This window comes from Streptomyces broussonetiae, from assembly GCF_009796285.1.
GTDB lineage: Bacteria > Actinomycetota > Actinomycetes > Streptomycetales > Streptomycetaceae > Streptomyces > Streptomyces broussonetiae.
The window spans coordinates 248,597-273,973 of record NZ_CP047020.1 but is presented as its reverse complement, the minus strand read 5'-3'; the positions used below and the strand labels follow the sequence as shown (position 1 = coordinate 273,973).

General features: G+C 69.3%; 21 protein-coding genes and 1 pseudogene. 9 read left to right on the top strand and 13 right to left on the bottom strand.

Annotation, left to right across the window (positions count from 1 at the left end; genetic code table 11):
* Positions 1-112 precede the first annotated feature (112 nt).
* The 4 genes and pseudogenes from GQF42_RS45390 to GQF42_RS01325 all read right to left on the bottom strand — a co-directional run.
* Positions 113-510: pseudogene (locus tag GQF42_RS45390) on the bottom strand (helix-turn-helix domain-containing protein); the annotation flags it as partial.
* A 152-nt stretch (positions 511-662) separates the two neighbouring features.
* On the bottom strand, positions 663-1,295 hold the full coding sequence (locus GQF42_RS01335; protein WP_067051830.1) for a UbiX family flavin prenyltransferase: 633 nt from the start codon (positions 1,293-1,295) through the stop codon (positions 663-665).
* A gap of 308 nt (positions 1,296-1,603) precedes the next feature.
* The gene (locus GQF42_RS01330) at positions 1,604-3,106 is read right to left on the bottom strand and encodes a UbiD family decarboxylase (protein WP_158916925.1); all 1,503 of its coding nucleotides are present in this window, start codon (positions 3,104-3,106) and stop codon (positions 1,604-1,606) included.
* Entirely contained in the window at positions 3,106-3,705 is a 600-nt protein-coding gene (locus tag GQF42_RS01325; protein ID WP_158916923.1) for a non-oxidative hydroxyarylic acid decarboxylases subunit B, read from the bottom strand. The genes GQF42_RS01330 and GQF42_RS01325 overlap by 1 nt, the downstream gene beginning before the upstream one ends.
* A gap of 114 nt (positions 3,706-3,819) precedes the next feature.
* On the opposite strand from GQF42_RS01325, the gene GQF42_RS01320 reads away from it, so the two are divergent.
* The 3 genes from GQF42_RS01320 (at position 3,820) to GQF42_RS01310 (ending at position 5,489) form a co-directional block, all read left to right on the top strand.
* Entirely contained in the window at positions 3,820-4,269 is a 450-nt protein-coding gene (locus GQF42_RS01320; RefSeq protein WP_067051826.1) for a MarR family winged helix-turn-helix transcriptional regulator, read from the top strand.
* Between the two features lie 73 nt (positions 4,270-4,342).
* Entirely contained in the window at positions 4,343-4,480 is a 138-nt protein-coding gene (locus GQF42_RS01315; protein ID WP_158916921.1) for a hypothetical protein, read from the top strand.
* Between the two features lie 427 nt (positions 4,481-4,907).
* Positions 4,908-5,489 (top strand): UbiX family flavin prenyltransferase, encoded by a 582-nt coding sequence (locus GQF42_RS01310; protein WP_158916919.1) that lies wholly within the window; start codon positions 4,908-4,910, stop codon positions 5,487-5,489.
* Between the two features lie 226 nt (positions 5,490-5,715).
* Here GQF42_RS01310 and GQF42_RS01305 read toward each other — a convergent pair whose 3' ends face one another.
* The 4 genes from GQF42_RS01305 to GQF42_RS01290 all read right to left on the bottom strand — a co-directional run bounded on the left by GQF42_RS01305 (position 5,716) and on the right by GQF42_RS01290 (position 12,622).
* Positions 5,716-8,574, bottom strand: a complete 2,859-nt coding sequence (locus GQF42_RS01305) for a helix-turn-helix transcriptional regulator (protein WP_233273733.1) — start codon at positions 8,572-8,574, stop codon at positions 5,716-5,718.
* Positions 8,575-8,747: 173 nt separating this feature from the next.
* Positions 8,748-9,509 carry an SDR family oxidoreductase gene (locus GQF42_RS01300; protein ID WP_158916915.1) on the bottom strand — a complete coding sequence of 254 codons (762 nt, stop codon included), beginning with the start codon at positions 9,507-9,509 and terminating at the stop codon, positions 8,748-8,750.
* A gap of 52 nt (positions 9,510-9,561) precedes the next feature.
* Positions 9,562-11,172: a benzoylformate decarboxylase gene (gene mdlC / locus GQF42_RS01295; protein WP_158916913.1), complete on the bottom strand. Its 1,611-nt coding sequence runs from the start codon at positions 11,170-11,172 to the stop codon at positions 9,562-9,564.
* Positions 11,173-11,461: 289 nt separating this feature from the next.
* On the bottom strand, positions 11,462-12,622 hold the full coding sequence (locus GQF42_RS01290) for an alpha-hydroxy-acid oxidizing protein (protein WP_158916911.1): 1,161 nt from the start codon (positions 12,620-12,622) through the stop codon (positions 11,462-11,464).
* Positions 12,623-12,729: 107 nt separating this feature from the next.
* Here GQF42_RS01290 and GQF42_RS01285 point away from each other — a divergent pair, with 107 nt between their 5' ends.
* On the top strand, positions 12,730-13,764 hold the full coding sequence (locus tag GQF42_RS01285) for an Lrp/AsnC family transcriptional regulator (RefSeq protein WP_067051817.1): 1,035 nt from the start codon (positions 12,730-12,732) through the stop codon (positions 13,762-13,764).
* A 362-nt stretch (positions 13,765-14,126) separates the two neighbouring features.
* On the opposite strand, the gene GQF42_RS01280 is transcribed toward GQF42_RS01285, so the two are convergent.
* The 5 genes from GQF42_RS01280 to GQF42_RS01260 form a co-directional block, all read right to left on the bottom strand.
* Complete coding sequence (locus GQF42_RS01280) at positions 14,127-15,056, bottom strand: NAD(P)H-binding protein (protein ID WP_158916909.1); 930 nt, start codon at positions 15,054-15,056, stop codon at positions 14,127-14,129.
* 156 nt (positions 15,057-15,212) lie between these two features.
* Positions 15,213-15,455 (bottom strand): MDR/zinc-dependent alcohol dehydrogenase-like family protein, encoded by a 243-nt coding sequence (locus GQF42_RS01275; RefSeq protein WP_233273169.1) that lies wholly within the window; start codon positions 15,453-15,455, stop codon positions 15,213-15,215.
* A 139-nt stretch (positions 15,456-15,594) separates the two neighbouring features.
* Complete coding sequence (locus GQF42_RS01270) at positions 15,595-16,050, bottom strand: hypothetical protein (protein WP_158916907.1); 456 nt, start codon at positions 16,048-16,050, stop codon at positions 15,595-15,597.
* A complete protein-coding gene (locus GQF42_RS01265; RefSeq protein WP_158916905.1) occupies positions 16,047-17,048 on the bottom strand; it encodes a metallophosphoesterase family protein in 1,002 nt (333 codons plus the stop codon). Before GQF42_RS01265 ends, GQF42_RS01270 begins: the two co-directional genes overlap by 4 nt.
* The gene (locus GQF42_RS01260) at positions 17,045-17,341 is read right to left on the bottom strand and encodes a plastocyanin/azurin family copper-binding protein (RefSeq protein WP_158916903.1); all 297 of its coding nucleotides are present in this window, start codon (positions 17,339-17,341) and stop codon (positions 17,045-17,047) included. Before GQF42_RS01260 ends, GQF42_RS01265 begins: the two co-directional genes overlap by 4 nt.
* Before the next feature lie 1,001 nt (positions 17,342-18,342).
* Here GQF42_RS01260 and GQF42_RS01255 point away from each other — a divergent pair.
* From GQF42_RS01255 to GQF42_RS01235, 5 genes are all read left to right on the top strand, one after another.
* On the top strand, positions 18,343-18,945 hold the full coding sequence (locus GQF42_RS01255; protein ID WP_158916901.1) for a sigma-70 family RNA polymerase sigma factor: 603 nt from the start codon (positions 18,343-18,345) through the stop codon (positions 18,943-18,945).
* A 25-nt stretch (positions 18,946-18,970) separates the two neighbouring features.
* Positions 18,971-19,762, top strand: coding sequence for an anti-sigma factor family protein (locus GQF42_RS01250; protein WP_158916899.1), 792 nt, complete (start codon positions 18,971-18,973; stop codon positions 19,760-19,762).
* 1,370 nt (positions 19,763-21,132) lie between these two features.
* A complete protein-coding gene (locus GQF42_RS01245) occupies positions 21,133-21,561 on the top strand; it encodes an ATP-binding protein (protein WP_233273167.1) in 429 nt (142 codons plus the stop codon).
* Positions 21,562-21,847: 286 nt separating this feature from the next.
* Positions 21,848-23,482 carry a vanadium-dependent haloperoxidase gene (locus GQF42_RS44675; RefSeq protein WP_233273166.1) on the top strand — a complete coding sequence of 545 codons (1,635 nt, stop codon included), beginning with the start codon at positions 21,848-21,850 and terminating at the stop codon, positions 23,480-23,482.
* Between the two features lie 647 nt (positions 23,483-24,129).
* Positions 24,130-25,368, top strand: coding sequence for an IS110 family RNA-guided transposase (locus GQF42_RS01235; protein WP_158916897.1), 1,239 nt, complete (start codon positions 24,130-24,132; stop codon positions 25,366-25,368).
* Positions 25,369-25,377: the final 9 nt, after the last annotated feature.

Genomic DNA, 25,377 nt, shown 5'->3' with positions numbered 1-25,377 from the left:
CGGCGGAGGTGCCCATCCGGCCGAGCACCGGGTGGATCTGCTCGCCGTGCTCCGTGTCGCGCTCGCTGTCGCTCATCCGTGCGGCCCTCCCCTGGTTGGCGGTTATTCCAGGCAGAACATCGGTAGGGCGTCCAGAGACGACCGCGGGGCTCGTGCCGAGGTCGTCGAGGAGGTACTGCAGCTGTGGGTCCACCTTCCGCCGGGCATCGCCTGACGGCAGCTTGTTCTTGGCCGCGAGTTCGAAAAGGTAGGTCCGCTGGTCCGTGTCGAGTCGGAGCACCCGGGCGAGGTCGGCCAGCACTGGAGTGGATGCCTGGAGGCGCCCCTGCTCGATCCGCGCGTAGTACTCGGTGCTGATGGAGGCCAGCAGAGCAACCTCCTCACGGCGCAGACCAGCCACCCGCCGTGGCTGGTCGGAGGCGACGGGAGGCCTACGTCGGCCGGGTTGAGGTCGGCACGGCGTGCCCTGAGGAACTCCCCCAATTCGTTCAGGTGCAGGTCACGACTCATGTTTCCTAGGGTCGCAGGGGGACCAGACCGGGAAGGGGGAAGATCCTTCCCGCGCGGCGGTCGTTGAGGCCGCCCGCCGTATCAGCGAACCCAGGACCGCTGGTGAGTAGCAACGGGAGACAAACGCGCCCGAAGCTGCCGGCCACGGTCCGCTACCGTGCCTGAGTGCGCTCGCGTCGCGCTGTGGTGTCGGTGCCGTCCCACTGGTAGCGATCGGTGCCGGGCAGGCCCAGGAACTGCAGGACGCGTTCGACGAACTCGTCCCGCAGTTGCGCGAGTGTCTCCGGCACGTTGTAGTACGTAGGGATCATCGGGTACACGGTGGCTCCCGCCTCCGTGACAGCGACCATGTTGCGCAGGTGGATGAGATTCAGCGGTGCTTCCCGGAGACAGAGGACGAGTTTGCGCCGTTGCTTCAGCATCACGTCCGCGGCTCGCTCGATGAGGCTCTCGGTCTGGCCGTGAGCGATGCGTCCGAGTACGCCGGCGGCACACGGCAGGATGATCATGGCGTCGGTGGGGTAGCTGCCGCTGGTCACCGGTCCTGACATGTCGGCCGGATCGAGGAAGCGGACTTTCGTCGACGTGGCCTCCAGGGCCTGGACCACCGAGTCCGGATCTTCGCCGGTCTGGAATTCGAAAGCTACCAGCTTGCGCCCGTTGGCCGACACGAGAAGGTTGACGTGGCCGACCCGGTCGTCTCTCTGAAGTGAGGCGAGCAAGGCTTTGGCCACTCCGGTGCCGCCTGCCCCCGTGACAGCAACTGTCACATTCTGCTGGGTCACGTCTGTCCCCTTCTTGACGCATCGGGCTGGCGGCCGCACCTTCTCGTGCCTGACGGATGGAGGTCTCGAGGCCGTCGTTGAGGACCGCTGTCCGCGTCGGTCCGACACGCAGGCTGATCGGTACCTCGTCACGCGGTCGCCAAATCCCATGGTTCACTCGGCCGGCGGCTTGTAGTGATGACTCATTCACCCAGGCGGTGGCAGCCAACGGCCCCGAGCGGGAGGGTCCCTCGGGGCCGGCGGCCGAGCATGCCGGTCGGGAGACGGCCACCTGGTGGATACCTCCCGCGATCCGCGGCACCCAGGCGTCAGCGCGATGCGGCAGAGCCGGTGTCGCCTGCCGACTCGGATTCGGCGGCGAGGACCTTGGCGCGCACATCTGCCGGGAAGACGCCGTCGAACGTTGCGGGCGGTACGCGTCCGCTTCCTACCGCCGGGAGCAGGGCGTCGTGCACGACGATGGCTCCCCAGCCGTTGTGCAGTTCCTCCTCGGTGAAGCACGGGTACCACGGCATGATCGGTCCGTGCCACTGCTCCTGGCGGAGGGACGGGTGCACCCTGGTGGCCAGAGCCCACAGCAGATCCGAGTCGTTCGACGGATCCACGTCGTCGTCGAGGACGTAGACGACCGGGGAGAGCCGCCCCACCCGGGTGCCGTTCAGCACCTCGCCGATGCGGTGCGCGAAGCGCGCGGTGTCCATCCCCGGCAGCGAGTCGCGCCAGTTCTGCGGGACGGTGATCACCGTCCAGAAGCAGGCGGCACCGAGCGGGAGCCAGGCCGTCGTGATCGGCAGTCCCGCCTTCCGCAGGACCGCGACGACCTCTGCGGAGATGCCGGCAGCCGGTGCGACGTGCGAGTCGTCAACAGGCCGGCCGGCGGCGGCCAGCGGCCAGATCGGGTCGTCCCGGTAGGTGATCGCCTCGATGCTGAAAAGCGGTTGCGGCGACGTCTCGGGCAGTGCCCAGCCGTGGAACTCCGCGAACGGACCCTCCACGGCGTCGCGGGTCGCGGACAGGTGTCCCTCGATGACGACCTCGGCGGAGGCGGGCACTTCCAGATCGTTCGTCTCGCACTTCACGACGTCGACCGGCTTCCCCAGCACCGCTCCGAGATACGCGCCCTCGTCGACCTCGGTCGGGACGGTCATTCCGCCGACGACGGCAATGCCCGGGTCGCCTCCCTGCACGAGGGCGTAGGGCATCGGCTCACCGATGGCCTCCCACTCGCGCCAGATCATGCCGAGGTGCTGGCTCGGCAGCACCAGTCCGGTCATGTGCCGGTCGTCGATCTTCATGATCCGGGAGATGGACCAGTTCGTCCATCGGCCGTCCGGTGTCCTGGCGATGATCACGCCCCAGGTGTTGACGTAGGGGCCGCCGTCGTCCTGGTGCACGCGAGGAATGGGGAACCGGTCGAGACGGGCTTCGTCACCCGTCAGGATGTTCTGCTTGCAGGGTGCCGAGTCGGCTGCCACCCGCCGAGGTGGGAGCAGTTCCTTCGTGCCTGCTTCCCTGAGGTGTTCGACCAGTTCGGCTGCGGTCGTCGTGTACGGCAGACCGAGAGAGAGGGAGACCCGCGCCAGCGGATGCCCGGGAATGCTCGACAGGGCACCCGGGGCGCCGATCATGCGGAACCCCTCGTCGACTCCGCTGAGGTGCTCGAAGAACGGGGCGGGCCTGCCGTTCTCGGTGGACCGACGGGTGATGGCCGACGCTTCCAGGTTCGGATCGATCACGCGTGAGATCCGTTGAATGTCCCCCAGCTCTTCGAGCGCGGAGATGTAGGACCGGAAGTCATTGATTTCAGACATCAGTTGGTTACGCCTTTCAGTTCGGAGGGGCGCGGCATTCCGTCCCAGCGCTGCGCCGAAGCCACCTGGATATCGAGTTGGTCCAGGACTCGGACAACGACATGCTCAACGAGCTCGTCAATGGTTTTCGGACGGCTGTAGAAGGCCGGCATCGGCGGCACGATCCTCGCTCCCATGCGCGAAAGCGCCAGCATGTTCTCGAGATGGATCTCGCTGAGCGGAGTCTCCCTCGGTACGAGCACCAAGGGGCGGCGCTCCTTCAGCGTGACGTCGGCAGCTCGGGGGATGAGACCGTCGGCGTATCCGGTTCGGATGCCGGCGAGGGTCTTCATGCTGCACGGCGCGACAATCATTCCGTCCACGCGGAATGAACCTGATGAGATTGCCGCCCCTTGGTCGTTCCACGTATAGGTCACGTCGGCCAGGTCGGTGACTTCGCGGACCGACAGGTCGGTCTCCAGATGGATGGTCGCCCTGGCCCATTGGGACAGAACGAGATGAGTCTCCACATCCGGCTGCTCCCGCAGTCGGCGAAGCAGTTCGACACCGAAGACGGCGCCGGTCGCTCCGGTCATCCCCAAGATCACACGTCGGGACATGGGATCAACCTTCCGTACACGGTAAGTCCGTACACGGAACAATGTAGCTATCGAAACTTCCGATTGCAAACAGTCCGTGTACCGACTGACCGTATACGGAGGTAGCCTGTACTTATGACGACCGGAGCGCGATACGACGGGACGCTGGAAGACGGCATGGCCCACCAGCTGCGACGTGCCTCGCAGGCGGTGAACGCCTCGTGGCAGCTGCGCAGCGGTGACCTCACACCTCCGCAATTCGCGGTGCTTCACGTCCTGGACGAGCGTGGAAGCCTCGACCAGAAGACGCTGGGCGCCCTCGCCGCGGTCGACCGGTCGACGCTCACCCCACTTCTCGACCGGCTCGTGGCCCGCGGCCTGATCACCAAGAGCACGGACCCCGGCAACCGCCGCCGGCAACTGGTCTCCCTGACTCCTGCCGGGCACGAACGAGCGGCCCTGGGCCGCCAGCAGGCACAGGAGACAAGCCGCTGGATCGAGGAGCTGCTCGGACCCGAGCGGCTCGCTACCCTGACCCTGCTGCTCAAGGAACTCGGAGACGCAGGCCGCGACCAGCAGCCGTAGTGAGGGAGCCAGGAAAGGGGCGTCGCGTCGTGCTGTCCCCGTTTCCGGGGCCGGGCGCGGAGCCGATGGTTTCGTGGCGGCTGGTCGCGAGCTGTTCGTGACCCGCGGCTCGATCGGAATCGAAAGTACCGGCGCGCCGGCCGCGGGGGACACGGTCCGCTTCGCCGCGAGCGGCGGCCGGCGGATCGGTGTCCGGCGCCCGCTGCACTGATCGTCCGGGAGATGAACACGGCCTCGCGATCTGTCCCTGCGAGGAGGCAGCGCCGGGTACCGGCCCGCGCGGTCCAGCGCCGGACGGCCGATGGCGCGCGCATCCCGAGACCGCGCGGGATCCTTGCCGCCATCAAGCGATCACCCTCACACCATTCAGAAGCGAGTGGTTCTGGACGGCGCCGATGTCGAAACTACGTCGCGGCTCACGGCCTCGTCTTCGGTCGATTGACTGCATGCACGTCAGTCGGTCGCCTTCCTGCCCGACCGCTCCCGGATTGTTCAGTCATCTGACGCATGCGGAACGGCCCCGCCGCGTGGTGAGAATCGGTCGCAGCCAGTTTCGAGCGGCTCGTTCGCGCTCAGGACCTTCACGGTGCGTGGGTAGTTCCGCTCGAAGTGATCGCATGCGGAGGCGGTGGATACCCATGCCACGGAGAATGATCGTGGGGATGACGGGGGTGACCGGAGCCGTGTTCGGTGTCGAATTGTTGCGCCGACTGCGGCAGCAGCCGGATGTGGAGACCCATCTGGTGTTGTCCCCGTGGGCCAGGTCGACCGTGCGACGGGAGACCGGATTGTCGGCGCACGAGGTCATCGACCTCGCGGACGCGACGTACGCGTGGAACGACCAGGGCGCGCCGATCTCGTCGGGGTCGTTCCGGGGGGACGCCATGGTCATCGCGCCGTGCGGCTTGAAGACCCTGGCCGGAATATGCACCGGCTGTGCCGAGGGGCTCATTTCCCGTGCGGCCGACGTGACGCTGAAGGCCGGGCGCCGATTGGTACTCGTGGCACGGGACCCGCTCAGCGAGAGTCACCTGGACAACATGCTGGCGCTCACGCGTATGGGGGCTCGGATCGTCCCGCCGATGCCCGCCTGCTACTACCGTCCCGAGACGATCGGGGATCCGGTCAGCCATGTCGTCGTCCGCGTCCTGGACCAGTTGGACATTCACGTGCCGTCGGCACAGCGCTGGAACGGCATGTCCCACTCGCCGGCGCTGTAGGGAACCAGCACCGATGTCCGCGGTCACCGACATCCGGACCCACCTTTGTGAACTCGAAGCGCTCGGGACACCCGCCACGGTCTCGCCTACGGGCGCGGCTCACCAAGCCACCGCTTCCGCCGCCGCGGGTGGACGCCGCCTCCCCGCCCTGCAAACACGACATCGGACCCGCGGGCCGGCTCGTGGCCGACGAAGCCGTCGTACCGGAGGTGTAGGCCGCGCGCGTCTACGACTGGAATTGACCCTCGGAATGGGCTTCGGGGGCGCCGGCTTCCAGTGCGGCGCGCAGCGCGGCGCGGGTGGTGATGCCGAGTTTCGGGAAGATCCGGTGCAGGTGGGAGCCGACCGTGCAGTGGGACAGGAACAGACGGGCGCCGATCTCCTTATTGGTGAGCCCGGTGGCGGCCAGTTCGGCGATCTGCCGTTCCTGGGCGGTCAGTTCGGGTGCCGCCGGGTCGGAACGCGCAGCGGCTACGCCGGTGGCGCGCAGTTCGTTGCGGGCGCGCTGCACCATCGCTCGCGCGCCGATCCGGTCGAAGGTCTCCATGGCGGCACGCAGCTGGATACGTGCGCGGGCGGTGTCCCGGGTGCGGCGCAGCCACTGTCCGTAGGCGAACTGGATACGTGCCTGCTCCCAGGGATAGCGGGCGGCTTCGGGCAGGGCCAGGGCCGCCTCGAACAGGGCGCCGGCCTTGTCGTCGTCCGCGGCCACGGCCGCGGCTCCGGCCGTGATGATCGCGATGCGCGTGCCGATGCGGGGGAGGCCGCCCTGCTGGGCGGCGACGACGTGTGCGCGGGCCTCCTCGCGGCGGCCGGTACGCATCGCCGCCTCGACCAGGTCGAGCACCACCCACCGGTTGGGGATGCCTGCGCTGGGGGCGCTGGGCGGGGCGATCTGCGCCACCTGGGTGTGGGCTTCCTCGAAGTCGCCTTGGCCCATGGCCGCGAGATGGCCGGCCGAGCGGGCGTACCCCATGGTGACGCCCATGCCCCGGGGCGCCGCCCAGGTGGTGGTCTCCTTGCTGCGGGCGCGGGCCAGGTCCACATCGCCGCGCAGCGCGGCACCGGAGGCCAGCACGGCCCGGATCTGCCGCTCCCAGAACGAGTAGCCATAGCCCGTCGCCAACTCCAGCCCCTGCTGCGCGAGGTTCTCGGCCTCGTCCCACCGGCCGTGTACGTAGGAGTCCTGGCAGAGCAGCATCAGCGCGGGCACCACCATGGCGATGGCGCCGCCGTCGCGTTCCCGCTCGATCATGCCGCGGACCGCGTAGCGGTAGTCGGACAGGGTGTCCATCGCGACCGCGGCGAAGGCCAGCGGAATCACTTCCCAGGGCGCAGCGGCCCGCGGGAGCGCGGCGAAGGCGCGGGCCAGGCCCTCCCGGATGGCGTCCGAGGCCCGGGTGGGATCGACGTACGCGTCGTAACACAGCTGGAACGGGACGACCTGCTCGGGCTCGAAGCGGACCATGGCCTTCCTGAGCAGCTCCCACGGCTCCGGCCGCAGGGTGTAGAGGCTGACCAGCAGCAGCGCGTAGAGGATGCCGTACCTGTCCCAGGATTCCGGCCCGGCATCCTCGCCGGCGTCGAGCGCCCGGGTCAGCAGCCGGTACGCGGCGGAAACGTCGCCTTCGTCGTTCGTGAGCAGGTGGGCGGTGGCGGCGAAAACCAGCGCATCCGGGCTCTGCGGGGTCTGCCCGGCGTCCGCCAGCAGCCAGGTGACCTGGTCGAGCTGTCCGGCCATGGTGGCGAGGTGGGCGGCCTCGACCAGGCGCCGGGAGCGGTCTCCGGGGTGCGGGCTGAGTTCAGCCGCGCGCACCAGGGTGGCCACCGCGGTCGAGGCACGGCCGCGGTGCCGCGCGAGCATGGCCGCCTTGTCCAGCGCCCGGGCCACCGTCTCGTCGGGTCCGGCGCTGGCCGCGGCCAGATGGCACGCCTGGCGCTCGGGGTCGAAGGCCAGGGCCTCGGCGAGTGCCCGGTGCGCGGCCCGGCGCTCGCCCGGCGGGGCCAGGTACACAACCGCCGAGCGGGTCAGCGGATGGCTGAAGGTGACCTGTCCGGAGGCGGTGTCGGCGTGGACCAGCCGGGCCCGCTGTGCCGGGGCCAGGTCGTCCAGGTCCAGCGAGCATCGGGTCGTGGCCCTGATGGTGTCCAGGTCGTCGTCGGCCGCCAGTGCGGCCAGCAGGAGTGCCTTTCTGGTCGGGCCGGGCAGCTGGTCGAGCTCGGGGGCGAAGGTGTCCAGCAACCGCTCGGACAGGGGCAGCACGCTGGGCACCGGCTGTGCGCCGGAGCGCTGCCTGTCGTTCAGAGTCGTCGGTAGCTCCTGGAGGGCCAGCGGGTTACCCGCGGCCTGGGCCAGCAGCCGGCGACGCACGGTCGGCGCCAGGCCCGGCCACCGGGCCTCCACAAGCTCCGCCGCCGACTGGTCGTCCAAGGGTGGCACCGTCCGTTCCGGCAGCCCCACATGGTGGAGAAGCCCTTTCAGCCCGGTACGGGCGGCCGCAAGCAGGGCCACAGGGGCTTGGCCCAGCCGACGCATGGCGAAGGCCAGTACCGTGGCGCTGGCCGGGTCGATCCACGGCGCGTCATCGGCCACCAGCAGTAGCGGGCATTCGTCGGCGGCCGCGCCGAGCAGGGCGAGTACGGCTGTCCCGGCGGTCAGCGGGTCCGGGAGAGCTGCCGGCGTCAGGTCGAAGAGCCGGCAGAGGACATCGCGCTGCGGGCCGGGTAGGAGATCGGCGTCCGCGCGCAGTGGGTAGAGCATCTGGTGGATCATCGCGAAACTGATCCCGGCCTCGAACTCCGCGCCGCAGGCGCGCAGCACACGTCTGCCCACGGCACTCGACCGGGCCGCGGCGACGTCGAGCAGCGCGGTCTTCCCGACCCCTGGGTCACCAAGCAGCAGCAACCCGCGGCCGACGGGGCCGTACCCGGTGCGATCCTGATCGGCGAACAGCGAGTCGATCAGCGCCAGCTCGCGCGCGCCCCACGAGGCCGCCAGAGTCGCAACCGGCGGGCTGTGCGGGATACCTCCGGCTCTCGGAAGTCGCCACAGTGGTGAGGATAGGTTCCGCTCGTAGCACGGCACAACGCTGACCGCGCGCGTACCGCCCACCTCACGGGGTGTGCTCAGGCCGATGGTGTGCTTGTTTCCACCGCCGTACGGCGCTTGCGGCGAAGGGCGGCCATACGGTCTCGGTGCTTCCCCGGCGATCACCCTAGCGTGAACCCGCTCGATTCGCGGTCTTGACCGCGGAGACTCTAGAAGCCTTTGCGTACGCCGCCGTCGACCGACAGCATCACGCCCGTGAGGTACGACGCTGCGGGCGAGAGCAGGAAGGCGGCGCTGCGGCCGAACTCGTCCGGGGTTCCGTAGCGGCGCAGGGGGACGCCGGCGGTGGCGCGTTCGCGGGCGGCGTCGGCGTCACCGTGCCGTGCGTCGAGTTCGCGTACCCGGTCGGTCTCGATGTGGGCGGGCACGAGGCCGACGACGCGGATGCCTCGGGGGCCCAGCTCGTTGGCGAGGTTCTTCGCGTAGCCGGCCAGGCCCGGCCGCAGGGCGTTGGAGATCGCGAGGCCGGGAATGGGCTCGTACACGGAGCTGGAGAGGACGAAGCCGATGGCACCTCCCTCGCCCAGCTCGGCGGCGACGGCGCGGGAGAGCCGCACCGCGCCGAGGAATACCGACTCGAAGGAGGCGCGCCACTGGTCGTCGTCGATGGTGTCCGAGGTGCCTGCCGGGGGCCCGCCGACGCTGATGAGCACTCCGTCCAGGCGCTTGAACGCGTCACGGGCCGCGGCGATCAGCCGCTCCGGAGTGTCGGCGTCGGCGTTGTCGGCCACGACGCCGACTGCCTGCCCTGGGCCGCCGAGGTCCGCCTGTGCGGCGGCGACCGACTTCTCGTCGCGGCCGCTGACGACCACCCGCGCGCCGTCCGCCACCAGTTCGCGCGCGGCGGCCATGCCCAGCCCGCGGGTGCCGCCGGTGACTATGTACACCCGGTCCTTCAGTCCGAAGTCCATGTTTGTTGTCCTCTCTCCGCTGTTCCTTCTTCGACCGCCCGATCCGCGCGGCCTACAACATCGCCTTCTGGGGCTGCGTGGCGACGACGATGACGGTGGTGGTGTCGGCGGTCAGGGCCGACTTGAACTCGCGCTCCAGGTCCTCGGTGGTATCCACGTCGACCGCGCGGCATCCGAAGCCGCGGGCGACGGAGGCGATGTCGAGCCCGGGCAGGTCGAGCCCGGGCACCCCGGGGGTCTCCTCCAGCACGGCGAACGACTTGAGGATGGAGTACTCCTGGTTGCGCATGACGACGTAGACGATCGGGAGGTTGTGCTGGGCGGCCGTGTAGATGGCCTGCACGGAGTACTGGAAGGAGCCGTCGCCGATCAGGCCGATCACCGGCCGTTCGGCGCCCCTGTCCCGGTCGCCGAGCGCGACGCCCACGGCGGCCGGGGTGCCCCAGCCGATGCCTCCGCTGGCCGTGGCGAAGAACGATCCGGTCCGGTTGGTGGGGAGCCACTCGATCTGCTGCGCCATCGTGGAGGTCGACTCGTTGACGATGACCGCGTCGGCCGGCCGGACCCTGCTGAGGGTGGCGTACACCTCCGGCGGGGTGAGCGGGGTGTTCGGCGCCTGGGGGAGCTCGCGGGGCTGCGGCATCGGTTCCGGCGCGGTCCGCGCCGAACCCTCAGCGACCATGTCCAGGAGCAGCTCGATCGCCGTCTTGGGATCGCCCAGGAGGCTGTCACCGACGCGCGCCCCCGCGGCCACCGCCGGGTTGCCGGTGATCTGCAGCAGCTCCGTGCCCTCCGGCAGGTACGGCCCGGGCACGTAGGGGTAGTAGCGGAACACCTCCGCGCCGATCACGACCACCAGGTCGTGGCCCGTCAACCGATCGCTGATGGTCTTGACCGACATGCCGAGCGGGCCGCCGAAGAGGGGGTGGTCCTCCGGGAAGGAAGCCCGGTCCAGCAGTGGGGCGCCGTAGACGGCCGCGCGCAGCTTCTCCGCCAGCGCGACGGCCGCGTCCCAGCCACCGGCCCGGTCCACCTCCGGACCGAAGACCAGCGCGGGACGACGGCTGGCCGAGATGCGATCGGCGAACATGCGCAGCCGAGCGGTGTCGGGGGCGACGCGGTCGCTGACCGTCCGCACCCGGGTGAAGCCGGACAGGGGCCGCTTCCAGTCGTCCATCGGAATCGACAGGTACACCGGGCCCGTCGGCGGCTGCAGCGCCTCCGCGTAGGCCCGCATGAAGGCTTCGGGTACATCTTCGGCGCGAGCGGGTTCGTACGACCATTTCACCCACGGCTTGGGCAGCGTGACGGCCTCTCGGTTGCCGAGATACGGGTCGCCGATCACCAGCTCCCGGTGCTGCTGGCCGGAGGTGATGATCAGGGGTGTGTTGCCGTGGTAGGCCGCCACCAGGTTGCCCACCGCGTTTCCCATCCCGGCCGAGGAGTGCAGGTTGACCAGCGCGGGTCGGCCGGTGACCTGGGCGAAGGTGTCGGCCATCGCGATGACGGAAGCCTCCTGCAGTGCCAGGACGTAGGTGAAGTCCTCGGGGAATTCCTGCAGGAACGGCTGCTCGGTGGAACCGGGGTTACCGAAGACCGTGGTGAGTTTCAGGGTTCGCAGCAGGTCGTAGGTCACGCTGCGGACGGTGGACTTCTCAGTCATGGTTGCCATCGACTCCTTGCTGGGCCTGGGTTTCTCGTTCGACGGGTCTGGTGGAGGGGTGCGCGCTATTCCATGCGGTGCCGAGTGCCGTCTTCGGCGTCGTGGGGTGCCGGAAGCGTGCGCCAATCCGATCCTGCTGCACAAATAGGTATTTGTCATGACATATACACCGTTCGGTGACGAGCCTGATGGGAGGCTGGGCCCAGGTCGCTGAGGACGTGGACCATGGCCGACCACTCGGTGAGCGAGGTACCGCCGATGCGTCCGTCCCGCGACTGGTCGGCGGCTGTCAGGTGAGGCGGCGGAGAGCCTCGGGAGCGAGGTCGGCGAGGGTGGGATAGCCGTCGACGGCCATGATCAGGTCTGCTTCGGCGAGCAGGGACCTCAGGACGTGGACGACGCCGGCCTCGCCGCCGTAGGCGAGGCCGTACGCGTAGGGGCGGCCAATGCCGACGGCGGAGGCGCCCAGGGCGATGGCCTTGATGATGTCGGCTCCCGTGCGGACACCGGAGTCGAACAGGACGGGAGTGCCGTCGGCGGCCTGGACCACGCTGGGCAGGACGTCGAGGGCGGGCAGGCCGCCGTTGGCCTGGCGGCCGCCGTGGTTGGAGCAGTAGATGCCGTCCACGCCGCCGTCCTTGGCGCGGCGGACGTCGTCGGGGTGGCAGATGCCCTTCAGGATCAGCGGCAGGTCGGTGATCGAGCGCAGCCAGGACAGGTCGTCCCAGGTGAGCGGGTTGCCGAAGATCCGCACCCATTCGGCGACCGCGGCCGCCGGGTCGTCCTCCGGGCTGCGGGCGAGGCGGGCGCGGAAGACGGGGTCGCTGGTGTAGTTGGTCAGGCAGTTCCCGCGCAGCTGGGGGAAGTTGCTGACGGCGAGGTCGCGGGGGCGCCAGCCGGTGATCCAGGTGTCCAGGGTGACCACGATGCCCTTGAAGCCGGCCTTCTCGGCCCGGTGCACCAGGCTCTCGGCCAGCTCCCGGTCGGTGGGCGTGTAGAGCTGGAAGAAGCCCGGGGTGGCGCCGAACTCGGCGGCGACCTCCTCCAGTGGATCGACGGTCAGGGTGGAGGCGACCATCGGCACGCCGGTGCGGGCGGCGGCACGGGCCGTGGCGAGATCGCCGTGGCCGTCCTGCGCGCACAGCCCGATCACGCCGACCGGGGCCATGAACAGGGGTGAGGGCAGGCGCATCCCGAACAGGTCGACGGACAGATCCCGGTCCGTGGCCCCCACCATCATCCGCGGGACGAGGCCCCAGCGTTCGAACGCGGTGACGTTGGCCCGCTGGGTGCGCTCGTCGCCGGCTCCGGCCATGACGTAGGAGCGCACGGAGGCGGGCATCGCGGCCTGAGCCAGCGGCTCCAGCTCGTCGTAGGTCATCGGGAAGCGCGGCACCACCCCGCGCAGCCCGTCCATGTAGATCTCGTCCTGATAGTCGCCGTACGCCATGGTCCGGCCCTCCTCACGCTCGACAGGTGCGGGCCCCTGAAGTCCACAATGGGAGAGTGACGCGTGAAAGCCGCCAAACGCAGGATTCTGCCTCGCAGGAGAGGACCATGCAGGATGATGCACCAGCGCTGCTGACAGAGGACGACCTGGCACTGATCAACGCCCTGCAGCTGCAGCCGCGGGCCTCATGGACCGAGCTCGGGCGTGCCCTGGAGGTCGACCCGGTCACCGTCGCCCGCCGCTTCGGCCGCCTGTCCGAGCAGGGCGCCGCCTGGGTGGGATTCTCACCCGGCCCACGCCTGTTCGAGCAGATCTGCGTGGCCTTCGTCGTGATCGACTGCGCTCCCGGCGCCACCACCGGGGTCGCCCAGGCACTGAGCGCCCACCCCCACATGCTCACGATCGAGCGCGCGGCCGCCGGCCACGACATCCTCGCCATCGCCGCCACCCGCGACCTGCCGGCCCTCTCCCGCTACACCCTCGACCTGCTCCCGCACCTTCCCGGCATCACCGCCGTGGAAGTCCGGATCGTCACCCACATGTTCACCGAGGGCGGCCGGTGGCGCATCGCCGCCCTGGACCCCGCCCAGCGTGCCCAGCTGACCGGCCCGCCCCCGGCCCAGACCCCTGTCGCCCCGGGCGAGATCACGCCCTTCGACCGCGCCCTCATCACCCGGATCGCCCACGACGGCCGCGCGCCCTATCAGACTCTGGCGAGCGACCTCGGCGTCAGCCTCAACACCGCAAAACGCCGCACCGAACAGCTCACCCGACGCGGCCTGCTGCGGTTCCGCTGCGACTTCGCCCGCCCCCTCGGCGGCTGGCCCGTCGCGGCCACCCTCTGGGCCAGAGTCCCGCCCGCCGATCTCCCCGAGATCGGCCACGCCCTCGTCCGCCTGCCCGAGACCCGTAACTGCGCCGCCGTCAGCGGCCCTCACAACCTCATCCTCCAGGCCAGCCTGCACTCCGTCAGCGACGTCCTGCGCCTGGAGACCCAGCTCGCCACCGCCCACCCGAGCCTCGACATCGTCGACCGCGTCATCGCCCTTCGCCAGGACAAGCTGATGGGGCGCCTCCTGGACCCCCACGGCCGCTCCGTCGGTATCGTCCCGCCCGACTTCTGGTCGGAGCCGGAGAGGTGACTCACACGGTGCCCCGAGCCGCCGACTCCTCCACGTTCGTCAGGGCCCAGCGTGCCTACGGGCATGTCGCGCTGAAAGCGCCAACAGGGCGAGGGATTTGACCCAACCAGTTCGCTGCGGGAGTAGATGCGGAGCTTCGAGTGGACGTGCGTGAGGTGGTATTGGACGGCACCCGGCTCACTGGGACAGCAGAAGACAATGAGCGACCTGGTCTCGGATGCCCTCGAAGCCCATGGCGGCGTGGAGCGGTGGCGGCCACGCGCCGAGGGCTCCGTCGTGACCGCCCCAGCTGCCCAGTATCTGTACGACTTCGCGGAAGCGTCCTCTGACATCTACGCGACCCGCGCCGCGAGGACTCGGCTTCAGGGACTGAGCAGGCCGGGGTTCTCACGGACGTATTCAGTGACCCCGGTCGGAGGCCGTCCGATGACCTGCTCGACGCCGTCCGCCCTGCGGTCGTATCGGTTCTCCGCGTGAAGGCGAGCCATGGTGGAGATGTGCTGGAAGACGTGGTCCGGCAGCCCCAGCGGTCTGAGGTCGTCGTCGATCCATTCCTGCAGGCCGACGTCGGTGTAACTGACCGGCTGGCCCAGAGCTGTGGAAACCTCCTCCGCCATGGCGGAGATGTCCTCCGAGCGGGGGCCGGTCAGCTCATAGACGCGGCCGGTGTGCGGGGCCGGATCGGCCAGGATCTCTGCCACGACCGCGGCGACGTCCCCGGCTGCCACGGGGGAGGTTTTCGCCTGGCCGAAGGGCAGTCTGATGCTTCCGTCCTTCGCGATCGAGGAGAAGCCGACACGGAACAGCGGGTTCTCCATGAACACGGTGGGCCTGATCTGGACGACGGGCAGGCCTGACCAGCCGAGGACCTGCTCCACCAGCCAGTGGTGCCGCTGCTGCACAGACTCGGAGGTGCTGGTGAGGTCCATCTCGGAGACGGTCAGCTGCGACATGTTCACGAACGCTTCCAGGCGCCCGTACGCACGCGCGACGGCCGCCACCGTCATGGCAGCCTCCAGATACTGCGCCGATACGCCCATGCCGAAGTACATCCGCCCGCAACCGGACAGGGCGTCAGCCACATCGCCCGCACGCGTGAGGTCTCCGACGACGACCTCGGCACCCGTCGCACGCAGCGCCTCCGCCCGTTCGTCGTCGCGACGCACCATGGCCCGCACGGGCAGGTCCCGTTGCCGGAGAATTTCGACCACGGTTCGGCCGACGGCGCCGACGCTACCCGCCGCGCCCGTCACCAGTATGGGAAGCAAACTGCCTTCCGGGGGGCGGTCCATACGAGCAGCGTGCGGTGCACGTCGCCGGGGCGCAACCGGAGCCCGATGAGCCGATACGCTCGGTGGCAGCGGGGCGCGTAGCCCGTGACACGGACGCGAGCCCGTCACCGCTCGGCAGATGGGCGCCGTGGGCCCGGGGTGTCCCATCCGAAGCAGCTACCAAGGGCGGACGAGGACGGTGCCGACCTTGCCGGGCCCTACTGCGTGTTCGACGGCGTCGGTCAGTGCGCCGAGGCCGTACGTGGCGGCCACTTTGAACTGGTCCTTGAACGTCAGCGCGATCAGCTTCGCGGCGGCGACGTCGGATGCCTGCCTCTCGGCGGAGACCTCGGACAGCCACCGGCCGATGTTCTTGCCCTGCAGCGTCAGCCATTTGTGCAGCAGCTTCGACGCGTGCATCGAGATCGGCTCCGAACGTTCGGGAACCGCTTGCGTAGCTTGGCGGCGCCTCGGTCGCTGCGGACGACGTTGATGAGGCCGAGGCCGTGGAGTTCGCCGAACGATTTACAGTCCCGATGTGACCCGTCGTGGTGGTGGTTCAGTTGAGTGGTGTACGGGTGATGGATCGGTTCCGAATGGGTGTACTGACGGGCGGTCGGGCAGCGCGGCGCTGTCTGGTCGCGCTCACTTGCCAGATGGCGAGGAGCAGCAGCGTTCCGGTTTCGGCGAGGAGGCTGAGGACGGCTTGTGGTGCCGGTTGCAGACCGCGCTCGGTGAATCCGAACACGCCAACGGTGCGCGAAGCGGTGAAGCCGCCGAGGGCGCCGAGCGCGACGCCTGCCTCGGAGATCCTCAGCAGCGGGGGTGGTGTCCCGATCAGCAGCAGGGCAGCGAGGGCGAAGGATGCGCTGGCCTGGAGCAGGAACAGGGGGCCGATGATGTGGATGAAGCGGTACCCGTCGATGTAGAGCTGGGCGTGGATGTATCCGCCGGCGGCGAGGGTTGCGGCGGTCGCCGCCCGCAGGGTGGGGACGAGGAATTTTTGGGTGTTCATGCCAGCCTCTGGTCCTTGATGGCCAGTTCGCGGTCGCCTTGGCGGTAGCCGACGCTGCGGATGCCGAGTGCGTCCTTGAGTTGCCGGGCGGGGACGACCTGGGGCGTGGGGGCGGGGGCGCGGCCCGGTTTGGGCAGGGGGTAGGCGGTGGTGGTGGCGGAGTGGAAGGTGATGTTGCCCTCTGTCTTGGTGAACAGTTGGTGGACGTGCCCGTTGAGACAGGTGACGGAGGAGAAGCGGCGCAGGAGGGCGATGACTTTGAGGGCGTCGTCGGTGCTCCAGCCCCACTTCGGGTACATGGCGAACAGCGGGATGTGGCTGAAGACCACGATAGGGGTGTCCGATGGCAGTCCCGCCAGGTCTTTGCGTACGAAGTCGATCTGCGCGTTGCCGAGGTGGCCGAGTTTCTCCAGGCTCAGGGTGTTGACCAGGGCGATGAAGTGCACGCCGTGGGTGTCGAAGCTGTACCAGCCGTCACCGAGCGTGCCCATGCCGAAGGTCCGCCGGTAGGCGCGGCCTGCATCGCCGATGGAGTCGTGTTCGCCCGGTACGGTGAAGACGCGGTCTGTCTGCATTCCGGTCATCATCTGCTTGACCTGGTCGAACTGCCCGGCCGTGGACAGGTGGGTCAGGTCGCCGCTGTGCATGACGAATTCCGGTCTGAATCCGAGTGAGTTGACCTGGTTGATCGCTTCGGTGAATGAGCCGGCCACGTCCGTGTTCGCCGGGCCCTGGAACCCGATATGGCTGTCGGAGACCTGGACGAACCGCAGCGTGCCGCTTCCCGCTGCGACGGCCTCGGCGGCAGCCCCGGCGTTGGTGTCCCGGGAGTCCGCGATGTGGCTGATCACCTCTCCGCTGGCCACGGTCAGCACCACCGCGCCGCCGAACCATCCGGCGTGACGCATGAGTTGACGCCGAGTCATACCGTGTTCCGTGTCGGGCTGGCCGGCGTCGTCGGCCGGTGCTCCGTCGTGACGGTCGTAGTAGTCGGTCATTGGGTCACCTCCACGGTGGCGGTCATGAACGGATGGATGGTGCAGATGTAGGCGTAGCTGCCGGGCTTGGTGAACGTGTAGCTGTAGGTGGCGTGGGTGGCCAGGGCGGCCGAGTGCAGGGGGCCACCCGATGCGGCGCTGGTGACGGTGTGGGCGTCGGTGTCCTGGTTGGTCCAGGTCACCGTCGTGCCCGCTTTGACCTGCAGCGTGGCCGGAGAGAATGCGAAGTTCTTGATCGCGACGGCATTCCCGGTCATCGGCGCGGCCGCCGCGCCCGTGCTCGAGGTGCTCATGGGCATGCTCATGCTGGGCATCGGGGAGGCGCCGGGAGCGGAGCCTGCCGCTTTCCCCGACCCCGTGGCACCGGGCATCCCGGGGGTCTGGTGCTGACCCGGACCGGGCGTGATGGCGCCGGCTCCGGAGGACGAGGGATGCGACGACGGGCCGCATGAGCTGAGGAGCCCCAGCGCACCGGCGGTGGCGATGGTGGCGACGGCCAGCCCGGCCGCAGCACGGGATCGCCGAGTTGGTGGGCGAAGGTTCACGTACATGGTGTGCGTTCCTCACTGATCAGGCGGAGACGGGAACCGCGCCGGCTCGGGCGCACGCAACCGCAGGGATGTGGTGGATGCCGCGTTCACGGGCACGCGTCCCTCACGGACCCGGCGAGTGAGCCTGAGTGCCCCCCGTGCCGGCTGCCCGCCTCGAGGTGCTCCGCGCTGCGCATCCGCCCTGCCGCGCCACGAGGGTGAAGGCGGCACGCGGCAGTTCGCCCGAGCAGGCAGCCGCGAGCGACTCGGGGCAGGTCGGCGGCGCCCACGGGTGATGGACACACTGGCCCGGATGGAGTTCTGCCCCGGTCGCCGCACAGCCGCCGATCACTGTGCGTAGCGCCATCGGCGTGGTGTGTGCTGGACATCGGTCGGGGCTGCAGAGGGGCACCGGCTTCGATGCACGGGGGTGGGGGAGCCGGGCCGGGCGAGAGCGCGTGCGTCGCGTGGTGCATTTCGGTCACCCCTGTTCCATCCCTTGCCGCAGGGGAAGCGATGAGGAGTTGCGCAAGCCGGTTCTTGTTCGCCTCCACGGACGGCATGGCTGCAGCGGTTCGATTGATACGCACCTTTTGTGGGACTTCATGGGATCGCTGCAGTTCAGTCGGTCCGGACCCGCGCATGCTTGACCATGGCGAGGTCGTAACGCCGCAAGGGCGTACCACCTGCAGCACTCACAGTGCGTGACCCGTGCCGAGCTGTTCGTGCAGGACAAAGCGGCGCATATACCTGATGATCGTGGTATGCCCCGGAGTTCCCGAAAACGTGGTTCAAGGACCGATCCGGATCGCTCCGCGCACCGTGTCTCTGATAGAGGGACCCTTTCGACCGCGGATGAGGAACTGCTGCGCACGCTGTACGCGGAGCACTCAGGAGCCCTGTTCCACTACGTGCTGCGACTGACCTCAGGAGACTGGCAATGGGCAGAGGACGTGGTGCAGGAGACACTGCTGCGAGCGTGGCAGCATCCCGCCGCGTTCGACCCCGCACGCGGCCCGGCGCGGGCATGGCTGTGTACGGTCGCTCGACACCTGGTCATCGACGCCCACCGGGCCCGGCAGTCCAGGCCGGCCGAGGCCGGCGGCGATGTGCTGGAGCGAGCCGCCGAGCAGAAGCCGGGCAAGGACGAGATCGAGCAGGCACTGCAGAGCTGGGCGGTTGCCGAAGCCGTCCGGTCACTGTCCCCGGACCACCGCGCCGTCCTGCTGGAGACCTACTACCGGGGCCGGACCATGGCGGAGGCCGCACAGGTGCTGGGCGTCCCGCTGGGCACAGTGAAGTCGCGGACGTACTACGCCCTGCACGCCCTACGGCTGGCGCTGCAGGAACGGGGGATCGAGCCATGACCGTGGCGGGCAGGAGGCGGCGACCATGAGTCCGGAGCATGACGCCCTCCGGCTGACGCTGGGAGGTTACGTCTTGGGCACGCTGCCCTCGGCGGAAATGGAACAGGTGCGCATCCACCTCGCGGCATGCACCGAATGCCGGGCCGAACACGCCCAGCTGGCGGGATTGCCTGCGCTGCTGGCGACGGTGACCGAAGCCGAAGCCTCGGGCCAGACGGTGCCGGCGGCCGAAACGGATTTGACCGACCGACTGATGGTACGGGCAGCCGAAAGCGCGCAGGGCTCCCCGCTCCCCGAACGGCCCGCCGCGCCCGCTGTGTCGAAGACCCCAGAGGGGGGTGTGCTGGAGAGGCTGCTCCAGCAGGCTGCGGCCAGGCGCCGCAGGTCTTGGCGTCTGCAACTGGCCGGCGCTGCGGTCTCGCTGACGTTCATCGCGGCAGCGGCCGGTGGCACATGGCTGGCGGCCATCGGATCCGTGGGCAGTCAGGCGAGGCCGCCCGGGCCGACCGCGCCGACCGTCTGGCGCACCTTCTCCGGGAGCGATCCCACCACCGGCGTCTCCGCCTCGGTGAAGGTCTCGCCCTCTGCCTGGGGCAGTGTTCTGCAGATTTCCGCAGGAGGGGCACCCGCCGGAATCACCTGTCGGCTGCAGGCGGTCGGGCCCGGCGGGGCCAGGACGGACGGCGCTACCTGGCGGGCAGGCGGGTACCCTCCCGGCACCACGATCCCAGGAGCGGTCGCCATGGCTCCGGGAGCCATCGAGCACTTCGAGATCCTCGCAGGTAACGGTCAGAAGCTGGTCACCATCCGAGCGTGAGGCCAGACCATGGCGGTCATGTCACTGGGCGGCCGGTCGCCCAGTGACATGACGGCAGCAGCAGGGCGTGAGGATTGGTGGCACAAGAGGCCAAGACGACGTCGCCTTCGAAAGGCCGGGCGCTCCGCGGCGAGGGACCCCGGACATTCGACAAGAACCGGGCCGCCTCAAGACCGGTGGACCAAGCTGGAGGGGCGCGCACAGGACGTCCAGCTGATGGCCGTGGAAGAGGTTTCTGCCCGTGACACCGGCTGTACGGGCATGCTCGTGATCACCGTAGCCCCTCGATCCCGCCGCACCGCGTAGCTCCGGGATCGGCGGGACCGTCCGCCAAGGGCTCGCGGCCGATGAGTGTGGCGGCCTCGGAGGCCGCCACCGGCACCTGTATGACCGAGGGGCTGAGCGGCAGCCAGCACGCGGAGGCGGCTGATGGTCGAGTCGGCCGCCGCAAGCCGGGAAGGATCACCCCGGCCAGGTTGATCAAGGTGAAGGCTATCCGGGTACGCGACCAGCAGGTCGAGGGTCGAGGGGTGGGTTGAAGCAGCCATCCGATCGATCTGTCCGCGGTGGTGCCACACATCGCGGGGCCGGTCAGCTGCGGCGGCTGCTTCCCCTGCACGACCTGTCTCGGGCGGCTGTGTCGGTACCGGGGCAGTTCTGCAGCTCAGTCGTGGGGCTCTGGACTGCTTCCGTCACGCGACCTCCGCAGGGGCCGGTCGGCCATCCCGCGCCGGGCCCCGCGGGTGCCGGCCGCGTACACGGTGGGGCACGGCTGTGCGAAAGGGGTGCGGCGGCATACATCTCCGCTTCCGCCGGAGGAGGCGAAAACCGACACCCTGGCCCTTCCCGCGACGCGCCGACGGTTTCCGGGCCCTGGTCACTCTCGCCCCCGCTCCGTCGAACCGGCCCAGTCCGCAGCTGACTTCATGCATGCGGGGCCGACGGGGCGCGCACGACTCTTCTTTTTCCCGAAGTCCGTACAACCCGGTGAAGAGGATCCATCACGTCTGCACGCGGAGGACCGCGATCCAGCCGGAATGTAGGCGCGTCCGTCCCGGTCTACGGCGCGACGCTTCCACGGGGTCGTCCGGAAGACCACGGGCGAGGGGACCGCACTGCCGGTGCCCAGTCCGGCCGCACAACAGCCAGCTCTGGACAGAGGCAGCTGAGCCCAGACAGGCGCCGACATTGACATGACTCGCAAGAATCGGAACAAAAAAGGCAAATGGCTCGAACCATCCGGCATGTGTCGTCCGTGGAACTGATTGAGCGCGCCCACGCAGGATCAGGATCCGGCCTACCGACCACCCCCGAATTGCTTGCGGTCACCCGTTCCGGTCTCCGCACATCGACAGAAGAGCCAGAAGACCATGTTCGTGACCGATTCCCCCAGCCCGACTTCACTGCTCGGCCGGCCCTGCCGCCGCCATGCACTGCTCACCCTGCCGGCGCAGGAGGCGCACGTCTCCGCCGCTCGTCACTTCGCAGCCGATTTGCTGGAGACCTGGAGTGTGCCCGCGGGTGAGCGGGACTCCGCCATTCTCATCGTCGACGAACTCGCCGCCAACGCTGCCCAGTACGGCCATGAGCGCATGACCCTGCTGCTCGCCCTCGATCACGAAACTCTGCACATCGTGGTCACCGACTCCGGCGCGGCCGTGGAGCGTCATCGCCCCGGCATCGCCTCCGACGAACACGGCCGTGGCACCGGCATCGTCGAGTTCCTTGCCCAGTCGACCGAGATTCGCCAGACACGCAGCGGCCGCGAAGTCCGCGCCTGCCTGAGGTGCTCGCCATGACCGGGCCGGACGCTCCGCAGGAGCTGCGACCCCCTGCCGGGGCCGGCGCCGCAGCACAGCGACGGACCACAGGGGGCGGCCGCGGCGAAAGGCCACCCGACACCCCCGCCGAGTGGTCCTTCGCGACCCACAAGCCGTGTCCCATCGACGGCTGCCCGGGCCCGGCGCAGGTGCCCATGCGGTCCGCGGCCCGCCCATCGGCACTCGATCGCGGCGGCCCCCACGACGACACGATGCTGTGTCAACGCTGCGGCGCCGGCCCCTGCGTACCGGCGGAGGTGTGAGCATGGACGTCACCCCGAACAGCGGCAAGGGCATCGACACCCCGCCCCCGCACGAGGCATATACGCAGGCGCCAGATCTGCGCCGCGAGATGCACCAAGTGCTGGCCCCCGGAGCCGAACGCGTCTGGCTGCTACGCCGGAAGGCCCTCATGGACCGGAGGGCCCTGGACGACCCCGGCCCCGTCGCAGCTGCCGCGGAACCCGCCGAGCAACTCGTCCTCCACGACGGCCGCCATCTCGACCCGGCTGCCGGCCCGCACCACTCCGACACCATCACGCTCGCGTGGCCGACCCAGATGAGCCACGCGCATGACCGCCAGTTGTCACAGCCCGCCACCAGCGACAAGGAGCTACAGAACATGGGTGGAAAGCAGAAGACACTCGCCATACTTGCCGGAGCCGCGCTGGCAGCCGGACTCGCCGGCCCGGCCTTCGGGTCCACCACCGCTCACTCGCCGGCCCTGCGCACCGCCGCGACGGGGGCAGGGATGTCGGTCGTGGAGTGGAACCGCGAGCTCGTCACCATCCTCAGCAATCCGAAGGCGCAGCCGTCCACCGTCCAACCCACGCGCAGCTTCGCGCTTCTGCAGGCTGCCGAGTACGACGCGGTGGTATCGATCACCCGGTCCGGCCCCGCCTACGTGTTCTCGGTGTCGGCGCCAGGAGGCGCTCGTGCGGATGCCGCAGCGGACCAGGCAGCCCACGATGTGCTGGTCGCCCTTTACCCGGCCGAGCGCGCGGGCGTGGACCAGCGGCTGAGCGGCCAGTTGTCCGCGATTCCGGGCGGCCCGGGCAAGCAGGCGGGCATTGGTGTGGGAGCGGAGGTCGCCCGCCGGCTGGTCACCCTGCGGTCCAATGACGGATCCTCAGCCAGGCCACCGCGGTTCAGCCCCGGCGACAAAGCCGGTGACTACCGGCCCACCCCTCCCAATTTCCCGACACCGGTGTTCACCGACTGGGGCTCGGTCAAGCCGTTCGTACTGGCCGACGGACGGCAGTTCCGCCCGGCACCGCCGCCGGCCGTGAGCAGCGCCGCGTACGCCACCGCCTTGAACGAGGTCAAGAGCCTGGGGAGCAAGACCAGCACCACCCGCACTTCCGATCAGACGGCAGCCGCGAAGTTCTGGGCGGCGGCGCCCGTCTGGAACGTCTGGAACCAGGTCGCGCAGGGCCTTGTCACCTCCCAGAACGCGAACCTGGAGAAGGCGGTGAAGGTCTTCGCCCGGCTCGACCTGTCCCTCGCCGACACCGCGATCGCGATGTACGACGCCAAGTATGTCTACCACGTCTGGCGGCCCGTGACGGCCATCCGGCTCGGCGGTACGCACTACAACCCGGGCATCGTCGGCGATCCCAGCTGGACCCCTCTGCTGCCGACCGCACCGGATCCGTCCTATCCGGGCGCTCACGGCGCTCTCAGCCAGGCTGCGGCAACGACGCTCGCCGGACTCTACGGGGCGCGGCATCATTTCGCGGTGACCTCGAAGGGCGTCACTCGAACCTTCACCGGCTTCCAGGACGCCGCCACCGAAGCGTGGCTCAGCCGGATCTGGTCCGGCCAGCACACCTCCCTCGACAACCATGCGGGCCAGCAACTCGGCACCCAGGTGGCCGACTTCGTGGCAGGTCGGCTCTGACCGCACCGCCACGCTACAACCACGCACATGGTAGGGCCGAGAAGCCAGTGGTCCCGGTACATCGGGTACCACTGGCTCGGGCCACGCTCAAAGGGCGGCCATCCTCCGCGCCGAGGGCCCGCAGTTGCTGGCCGGCAGGCCGGACGTCTGCCCGCAGGAAGTCCTGGCTTCCTGTCACCGCGACGCACTGACTGAATGACTGTCGCGGTCGGGCCCACCCGGTCGCCCAGGTCGCTGAGCGCGGGCTCGCCCATGTCACTGTCGGCGGACCCGTAGTCGGGGGCCTCGCTCGAGTCCCCGTGGGTACCTCAACACCTAATAGCAGTGCACGGCGCCGGATGACCCCTACTCAATACCCGGAGCCCTGACTCCTTTCCACAGGCAGAGGGCTCCGTCGCCGTGCACTCTTGCGAGTGAGTATCGATCGCCTCCACCAGGGCATTCATGATCGTGACCCGAGCCGTCCGTACGACCACCCGCTCCTCAACACGCGAGCCCCAGAGCTCTCTCCGAAGACCGGGAGCGTGCGGCCAGCTGGGGCCACGAACAGCTCATCGGATGTCGGGCCGCCGAGCCCTCCTATTAGGTCGCTGCGTGACCCCGCACAGGCTCACACGTTGGGCAAACTCCGGGAGAAAGGGCCAGAGTTGGCAATCACCTGCGGAATCGACTGGGCAGAGAGCCATCACGACGTGGCCTTGGTGGACGAGGCCGGACAGCTCGTCGCCAAGCGTCGCATCAACGACGATGCGGAGGGCTACCGCCAGCTGCTCGGCATGCTGGCCGAGGCGGGAGACAGCCCACAGGAGCCCATCCCCGTCGCGGTCGAGACCGCCCGCGGTCTGCTGTTCGCTTGCCTTCGCGCCACCGGCCGCAAGGTGTACTCGATCAACCCGATGGCGGTCGCCCGCTACCGCGAGCGTCACCGTGTCGCCCGGGCAAAGTCCGACCATGCCGACGCCATGGCGCTGGCCAACATCTTGCGCACAGATGCCGACGTCCACCGGCCGCTGCCGGCGGATTCCGAGCTGGCGCAGGCCATTTCCGTTCTCGCCCGTGCCCAGCAGGACGCGGTCTGGAACCGGGCCCAGTTGAACAACCAGCTCCGCTCCCACCTCAAGCAGTACTTCCCGGCTGCACTGGTCGCCTTCCAGGCCCGGAGCGTCGGCTTGGACTCCCGGGAAGCACGGGCCGTGCTCTCCGCGGCGCCGGACCCGGCGACGGCCGCGCGGCTGACCCGCACCCAGCTGCGGTCACTGCTGCGCAAGTCTGGGCGGCAGCGCAACATTGATGCCTGGACTGACCGTCTGAAGACCGTGTTCACCAGCGACTACCTCCATCAACTCCCGCTGGTGGAAGAGGCGATAGGGCGTCAGACCGCTGCTCTCGTACTCCAGCTTGACGCGGCCTGCCGGGCTGCGGACGACCTCGCGGCCTCCGCGGCCGACGCGTTTGCTCAGCACCCGGACAACGAGATCATCAGCAGCTTCCCCGGCATCGGCCCGCTGACCGGTGCCCGCGTCCTCGGTGAGATCGGCGACGACCGCTCCCGGTTCCGCGACGCACGCGCCTTGAAGGCATACGCCGGAGCCGCCCCGGTCACTGTCGCCAGTGGCAAGAGTCACGCCGTGCACCATCGGCGAGTGAAGAACCAGAGGCTGGCCGCCGCGGGCTACGTCTGGATCTTTGGAGCACTGCCCTCACCACAGGTCAAAGAGCACTACGACCGGCGCAGAGCCCGGGGAGACCGACACACCGCCGCTATGAGGAACCTGTTCAACCGCCTCCTCGGCTGCCTGCATCACTGCCTGGCCACCGGCCAGAACTTCGACCCGGCGAAGGCGTTCCCAGCCCTCGCGACGACAGTCGGACCTGCTGCTACTTGACTTCCTACG

Bases quoted from the DNA above. Each gene is read 5' to 3' on its own strand.
- GQF42_RS01330 (WP_158916925.1), bottom strand. From the start codon at position 3,106: ATGTCTGAAATCAATGACTTCCGGTCCTACATCTCCGCGCTCGAAGAG.
- GQF42_RS01325 (WP_158916923.1), bottom strand. From the start codon at position 3,705: ATGTCCCGACGTGTGATCTTGGGGATGACCGGAGCGACCGGCGCCGTC.
- GQF42_RS01320 (WP_067051826.1), top strand. From the start codon at position 3,820: ATGACGACCGGAGCGCGATACGACGGGACGCTGGAAGACGGCATGGCC.
- GQF42_RS01310 (WP_158916919.1), top strand. From the start codon at position 4,908: ATGCCACGGAGAATGATCGTGGGGATGACGGGGGTGACCGGAGCCGTG.
- GQF42_RS01300 (WP_158916915.1), bottom strand. From the start codon at position 9,509: ATGGACTTCGGACTGAAGGACCGGGTGTACATAGTCACCGGCGGCACC.
- mdlC (WP_158916913.1), bottom strand. From the start codon at position 11,172: ATGACTGAGAAGTCCACCGTCCGCAGCGTGACCTACGACCTGCTGCGA.
- GQF42_RS01290 (WP_158916911.1), bottom strand. From the start codon at position 12,622: ATGGCGTACGGCGACTATCAGGACGAGATCTACATGGACGGGCTGCGC.
- GQF42_RS01285 (WP_067051817.1), top strand. From the start codon at position 12,730: ATGCAGGATGATGCACCAGCGCTGCTGACAGAGGACGACCTGGCACTG.
- GQF42_RS01280 (WP_158916909.1), bottom strand. From the start codon at position 15,056: ATGGACCGCCCCCCGGAAGGCAGTTTGCTTCCCATACTGGTGACGGGC.
- GQF42_RS01275 (WP_233273169.1), bottom strand. From the start codon at position 15,455: ATGCACGCGTCGAAGCTGCTGCACAAATGGCTGACGCTGCAGGGCAAG.
- GQF42_RS01270 (WP_158916907.1), bottom strand. From the start codon at position 16,050: ATGAACACCCAAAAATTCCTCGTCCCCACCCTGCGGGCGGCGACCGCC.
- GQF42_RS01265 (WP_158916905.1), bottom strand. From the start codon at position 17,048: ATGACCGACTACTACGACCGTCACGACGGAGCACCGGCCGACGACGCC.
- GQF42_RS01260 (WP_158916903.1), bottom strand. From the start codon at position 17,341: ATGAGCACCTCGAGCACGGGCGCGGCGGCCGCGCCGATGACCGGGAAT.
- GQF42_RS01255 (WP_158916901.1), top strand. From the start codon at position 18,343: ATGCCCCGGAGTTCCCGAAAACGTGGTTCAAGGACCGATCCGGATCGC.
- GQF42_RS01250 (WP_158916899.1), top strand. From the start codon at position 18,971: ATGAGTCCGGAGCATGACGCCCTCCGGCTGACGCTGGGAGGTTACGTC.
- GQF42_RS01245 (WP_233273167.1), top strand. From the start codon at position 21,133: ATGTTCGTGACCGATTCCCCCAGCCCGACTTCACTGCTCGGCCGGCCC.
- GQF42_RS44675 (WP_233273166.1), top strand. From the start codon at position 21,848: ATGGACGTCACCCCGAACAGCGGCAAGGGCATCGACACCCCGCCCCCG.